This is a genomic window from Streptomyces amritsarensis, from assembly GCF_001953875.1.
In the GTDB taxonomy this organism is placed as follows: domain Bacteria; phylum Actinomycetota; class Actinomycetes; order Streptomycetales; family Streptomycetaceae; genus Streptomyces; species Streptomyces amritsarensis.
The window spans coordinates 1-5,154 of record NZ_MQUR01000181.1; the positions used below are offsets into that span (position 1 = coordinate 1).

Consider the following 5,154-nt stretch of genomic DNA (forward strand, 5'->3'; position numbering starts at 1 on the left):
CGGGCGGTGGGCACCGTGGCGGCGGGCCGCCGCTCCCCGCTTGCTGCCGTTTTCGGCGATCGCCCCGGGTCGGGATCGGGCGTATCTGGCGGAGGTGGCGCGGATCGCCAGGGTGGGCCGGGCGGCGGTGGTGAACTGGCGCCGCCGGCACCCGACTTTTCCGCCCCGGTGGCCGGCACGGACGTGCACCCTCGCCCACGGTCGCCTCGCTGGTGCTGGCCGGTACCGAGGGCGCCACGCACCGGTTCCGCCTGGATTACCTGTGGCTGAGTCTGGCCGGGGAGGACCAGCTGTCCGGCTGGTCCACCGACGCGATGGCCGAGCTGGCGGCCAGGGAGTTCGGGGCATCGTGCGCCGCCGGACCGCGCCGGACCGGCCTGTTGGCGGCGCTGGGGGAAGTGCGGGTGATCGACCGGTTCCGGTCAGGGTCGGGCGGCCTGCGGGTGACGGTGGCATGGCCGTCCGGCCTGCGGGGCGCTGCTGCGGAGAGGCTGGCGGCCGGGGTAGTCCGTCAGGGTTGGGCGTACGCCGGGCCGCGGGAAGGATGTGTGTGCACGCGCCACGACTGCGGGGGAATCGTCCCGGTCTCTGGTGTCCGGAGCACGGGGACGCGGCGGGCCCGGTGATGGAGTGGCATCCCGGAGGCGGGATCCGCTGCGCGGAGTTGCCCGGGGGTGAGCGGCGGATAAGTCGGGAAAGGCCGGGGGCCGGCAGTAGACACTGAGCGCGATAGTTGGCCTGTGCGGCCAAATTGGTGCTCGGATCCGCGCCGACGGCCCGACCGAGAGCTGCGCTCTCGGCGAGCAGCAGCGCGCCGACCTCCGCTGTCATTGGCTCCGCGTATGGTCTGCGCATGATTGATCAGAGACCCCGCTTGCCATCGATGACGGTTTCTCCCGGCGGGGCGCCGACGAGCGCCGCGAAGGCAGCCGATGAGGACCTCGAACTGCTCGAGCGGACGCTGCGCGAAAGGCTGCCCGACGCCATCGGCGCGACGGAGGGGGAGATCACCGCAGTCGAAGCACGCCTCGGTATGCCGCTCTCCGACGAGCTCAAGGTGCTCTACCGGGTGGTACGGGCACGCTCGGACGATTTCGGTGAGGATGAGGAGTACGACTACGAGATGGAGTGCCAAGTCAATACGGCGGTGGGCTGCGAGCTCTTTGGCTTGGACTACCTGTACAGCATCGACGCAGAGGCCCGTCACCCTGGCTGGAACCTCGCAGCGGCGACGGCAGGCAGCACTACGCCCGGTGCCGCGGTGCAGAACCTGGCCGGCTCGACCGGCTGGATCGCCTTCGGGACCAATGGCGGCGACGAATACGTCGTCGACCTCACTCCCGGCCCCGCCGGACACATCGGGCAGGTCATCCTGGTCGACCACGAGCAGAGCGTCGGCGCCGAACTCGTCGCCGACTCCCTCACCGACTTCGTCGTGGGACGGAGGAAGACCGAGGGCAATGACCGACGCCTAGATCAGCCACCAGTCGTCGCCCAGGTCGATAATGGAAGACGTTTCTCCAAGGAGACCGCCAGCGCCGTGTCCCAAATCGTCCGAGACGCTTAAGCCTTCCCTCCCGGCGCTCGCGCCGACGTGCACGCCCGCGTGCGCGACTACGTCCACTCCGTTGTCGAGCAGCAGTGGCCGCTCATGAGTGACGGCCGCGGCAACGCCGCCGTGACCGCGCACGCGGTGGACCACCTGTACCGGGTGCTCGCCGGATACCAACCGCGGTCCATCTCGGAGCAGGCCTTCTACGGCAAGGCCCTCGACAGCCTGGACGACGTCGCCGCCCAGCGCCGGGCACGGATTTCCCAGAGCCACGACGAACTGCCCGCCCTCCTCCAGGTGCTCATTTTCGGCGGCGCCGCGGTGATCATCCTGATCACCTTCCTGTACGGCGTGCGGGACCGGCGGGTGTGCCTGCTCTTCGTTGGCTCGGTGGCCGGTCTCATCGGCTTCAGCCTCCTCCTTGTCATCGTTGTCTTCGCACGCCGGACGTAGCCGCAGGTGGCGGCAGCGGCCAAATGCGGTCGGCTACCGCTCCACACTGCGCCGACCCCGTGACCTCTCGGCTCGTCCGCTTCGCAGGGGGGAAGCACGCTCGCGGGGTGAGGCCTTGCTGTGGTCAACCTTCGGGCCGGGCCGAGCGGCGTTGAGCGCATCCGGGGGTGGCGGCTGTCAGAGTTTGGGGCGTGTTCATTCGTGGTGTGCGTGCGGTGGCCGTTTTGGCCGCCAGCCTGGTTGCCGTGGCCGCTGTCGTCGGCTGGGATCCGAGCATTTTTCTTCGCGGGTCCGAGACGAGAGAGACACTCGTACGCGTCGACCAGGCCGGCTACGCCGTGGGTCAGTCCAAGGTCGCGGCGGTCATGGGGGAGGAAGAAGCGCTGGCCGGTGCAGGGTTTGACGTGCTCGACGGACGGAACCGCTCCGTCCTGACCGGGAGAGTCGGGCCCCGTACCGGGGGTTGGAACCACCGCTTCGCCTCCGTGCACACGGTCGACCTGTCCGCGCTCACCACACCCGGCACCTACCGTCTGACGCTCACCGGAACGGCGGCCGGGACCTCGCCCCCCTTTCGGGTGGCGTCGGCCACAGACCTGATGGCCCCCCTGGTCGAGCAGAACGTCCGATTCTTCCAGGCCCAGCGCGACGGCGCGCAGGTCGTGCCCGGCATGTTGCATCGCAAGCCCTCGCACCTGAGCGACCGGCAGGCGACGGTGTACGCAACGCCACGCTTCAGCGCTGACGGCAGCACACTGGTGGACCGCCGGCTGACCCCGGCCGGCGGCCCCGTCGATGTTTCGGGGGGCTGGTTCGACGCCGGGGACTACCTGAAGTTCACCCACACGACCTCCTTCTCGGTGATCCAGCTGTTCCTGGCCGGGCGGGAGGTGCCTGCTGCCAACTGGCTCTCGGCGGAGGCGGAGCACGGGGTACGCTGGCTGGAGCGGATGTGGGACGACACGTCGGGCATCCTGTACGCGCAGGTCGGCCTCGGCCAGGGCAACAACGACACTCTGCGCGGCGACCACGACCTGTGGCGGCTGCCGGAGGCCGACGACGCGATGAACACCAAGCCCGGCCATCCCGTCCACCTGATCGGCCACCGGCCGGTGTTCCGCGCCAACGAGCCGGGCCGGCCGATCAGCCCGAACCTGGCCGGGCGAGTGGCTGCGGCCTTCGCCCTCGCCGCGCAGGCGGACTCCCACCCCGCTGCCGCCCGCCGCTGGCTCGACAAGGCTGCCGAGGTCTACGCCCGGGCGGACACCTCACCCGAGGGCCCCCTGGTCACCGCGTACCCGGGCGCGTTCTACTCCGAGGACTCCTGGCAGGACGACCTGCAGCTCGCTGCCGCCCAGCTCGCCCGGGCGGCACGGCAACGGGGCGATACCCGGGCAGTCGAATGGCAGCGCCAGGCCGGAGCCTGAGCGCGCGCCTACCTGGCCTCCGACACCAAGGACACCCTCGGCGTCGCAGACGTCAGCGCCCTGGCCCACGCCGAAATCCTCGGCTCGCCCGACCACGGCGGTCAGTTGGCGGGCATGCTCAGGGCCGATCTGCGCCGCCAGCTGACCGACGCCACCGACCGCGCCCGGCAGGACCCGTTCGGGGCGGGGGCCGACTACACCGACTTTGACGCCGTCCCGCGGGCCTTGGGGTTGGTCACCACGGCGCTGCTGCACGCCCGGCTGACCGGCGAGCACCAGTACGACGCGTTCGCCGCCCGGCAGCGCGGCTGGGTCCTGGGTGCGAACCCGTGGGGCAGCAGTTTCGTGATCGGCGTCGGTGAGGTCTACCCGCACTGCCCGGCCCATCCGGTGGCCAACCTGGCCGGCAGCCTCGACGGCACCGGCGACATCCTGCACGGTGCTGTCGTCAACGGCCCCAACGGGGCGAAGGTGGTCAAGGAGCTCAACCACTGGCCCGAAACGCGGGCCTGCCAGGCCGACCCGGGCCGGCCGTGGAGCGACTTCGACGGCCGCGGCGCACGCTACCTCGACCGGGTCAGCGCCTGGCAGACCGTCGAACCCGCCATCGACTTCACCTCGACCGCGCTGCTGGCCTTCGCCCTCTCCAGCCACCCTCCGGGGCACAGGTAAAGGCCGCTGTACCGCACCGGGCGGCCTTCGGGGACCCTGTCCGGCTGCCCAGTACGTGGCACGGTGCCGGCCCCGCGCCGGCCCCGTGCCGACCCCGCGCCGGCCCGTGCCGTGCCCGTGCACGGGGGCAGGTGTCCCGGGCACCCTCCGGTCGTTGGACGGGGCAACGACCCCCGCCGTTCGCCGGGCCCCGTCAGCCTCGGAGGCCGCCCGGACCGCCGCCTCCCTGCCAGAGAGTCATCGATCTTCACGGACTTACTCGTCCACCGCTTTCATGACGAGCAAGGCCAGGCTCGAGGAGATCGTGCGGAGGATCACCGGCCACGAGCGCCTGAAGGCCGTCGGCGAGCAGTTGACGGCCGGTTCGCCCTGGAGGGCGTCCTTGAGGAGGAGGCAGGCCGAGCCGGACAGCGGCCGCGAACGCGGCGTAGCGCCGGCGGCACCAGGCCGAGGGCGAGAACCCCGCGAGGGCACGTCCCTGTCGTGACGCATGTCTTCGCGCCCGACGCCGGACCGGTCCGCACCCTCCACGCTGGGCGCGCGGGACCCGACGCGCTCGTCGGTGCCGGCCGGGCCGGGGCCCAGCCGGTCCCGACTCTCCCCTGGTCGAAGAAGTATGTCTTTACACATCCCCTGTAACGGGTGTGGTGTGCGCAACCGGATTTCCGAATATTCGGCGGCGGGCGGAATGTTTCGGAGGCGCGCGTGGCGGCGCGCGCGCCGCGGGCGTACGACCGCCGGACCGGACACGCCATTGTGACGATCAGTCCACCCTTCGTAGCGTGATCGAACGGGACGGCTGGCCTCCGGATCGGCAGACCAGCGCATGCGCATACGTCCCGCAATCCCCGAAGAGAAAAGGAGTTCGACGATGACGTACGAGCGCCCCACCCTCACCAAGGCCGGCAGCTTCCGCAAGGTGACCGGGATCAAGGACAACGGGCCCAAGGACATCCTCGGCGGCAAGCAGATTCTCTGACCGAGGACCCGGCCGCGCCGCTGAACCGGCGGCGCGGCCCGGGAGCCGGATAGCGGCTGCCGGCCGCTACC

General features: G+C 71.0%; 4 protein-coding genes and 1 pseudogene. All 5 read left to right on the forward strand.

Annotation, left to right across the window (positions count from 1 at the left end):
• Window positions 1–853 precede the first annotated feature (853 nt).
• The 5 genes and pseudogenes from AVW11_RS35180 to AVW11_RS37015 all read left to right on the forward strand — a co-directional run bounded on the left by AVW11_RS35180 (window position 854) and on the right by AVW11_RS37015 (window position 5,083).
• Window positions 854–1,567 (forward strand): SMI1/KNR4 family protein, encoded by a 714-nt coding sequence (locus tag AVW11_RS35180; RefSeq protein ID WP_079250916.1) that lies wholly within the window; start codon window positions 854–856, stop codon window positions 1,565–1,567.
• A gap of 12 nt (window positions 1,568–1,579) precedes the next feature.
• A pseudogene (locus AVW11_RS35185) lies at window positions 1,580–2,005 on the forward strand (bestrophin-like domain); the annotation flags it as partial.
• 245 nt (window positions 2,006–2,250) lie between these two features.
• Window positions 2,251–3,432 carry a glycoside hydrolase family 9 protein gene (locus AVW11_RS38840; RefSeq protein ID WP_240528348.1) on the forward strand — a complete coding sequence of 394 codons (1,182 nt, stop codon included), beginning with the start codon at window positions 2,251–2,253 and terminating at the stop codon, window positions 3,430–3,432.
• A 114-nt stretch (window positions 3,433–3,546) separates the two neighbouring features.
• A complete protein-coding gene (locus tag AVW11_RS38845) occupies window positions 3,547–4,104 on the forward strand; it encodes a glycoside hydrolase family 9 protein (protein WP_240528349.1) in 558 nt (185 codons plus the stop codon).
• Window positions 4,105–4,975: 871 nt separating this feature from the next.
• Complete coding sequence (locus AVW11_RS37015) at window positions 4,976–5,083, forward strand: keywimysin-related RiPP (RefSeq protein ID WP_158076184.1); 108 nt, start codon at window positions 4,976–4,978, stop codon at window positions 5,081–5,083.
• Window positions 5,084–5,154: the final 71 nt, after the last annotated feature.

Coding starts and splice junctions, on each gene's coding strand:
- AVW11_RS35180 (WP_079250916.1), top strand. CDS start 854: ATGATTGATCAGAGACCCCGCTTGCCATCGATGACGGTTTCTCCCGGC.
- AVW11_RS37015 (WP_158076184.1), top strand. CDS start 4,976: ATGACGTACGAGCGCCCCACCCTCACCAAGGCCGGCAGCTTCCGCAAG.
- AVW11_RS38845 (WP_240528349.1), top strand. CDS start 3,547: ATGCTCAGGGCCGATCTGCGCCGCCAGCTGACCGACGCCACCGACCGC.